This window comes from Streptococcus sp. HMSC077D04 (genome assembly GCF_001808785.1).
Taxonomy (GTDB): Bacteria; Bacillota; Bacilli; order Lactobacillales; family Streptococcaceae; genus Streptococcus; species Streptococcus mitis_BX.
Map to the genome: position 1 here is coordinate 511 of NZ_KV794441.1, position 364 is coordinate 874.

The 364-nt window shown below is 34.9% G+C and carries 1 protein-coding gene and 1 pseudogene; both read left to right on the top strand.

Annotation, left to right across the window (positions count from 1 at the left end; all coding sequences use genetic code 11):
• Positions 1–234, top strand: a pseudogene (locus HMPREF2701_RS11655) (DNA primase); the annotation flags it as partial.
• Between the two features lie 50 nt (positions 235–284).
• A partial coding sequence (locus HMPREF2701_RS11660) for a DUF5965 family protein (RefSeq protein WP_222132650.1) occupies positions 285–364 on the top strand: 80 nt, incomplete at its 3' end.

Sequence of the window (364 nt, forward strand, 5' to 3'; positions counted from 1 at the left end):
TTGACACTTGCGGTAGATTGTGATGATGCAGGTAAAGATTTTTCTGATAAGTTATCTCAATCAGGATTGCCTGTTTTACTGGATTTACCTGATAATGAATCTGGGAAAGAAAAAGTAGACTGGAATGATGTCCTTAGAGAAAAGAAATCAGATTTACAATTGATGATAGAGAATGCAAAAGAGACATTGAGGAATCAACCAGTAAGACAAACCTCTCAATGTTTAGAATTGTGATAACAAAATCAAGATGTTTTAGCTAATATTAAAATGAAGGAGGATCGTATATGACCATTATTGAACGCTTAGAAGAAAAGGTCACTAGGCAAGAAAGTAAGGTAGCAAGAGAGACAGAAAAACTCGCTGC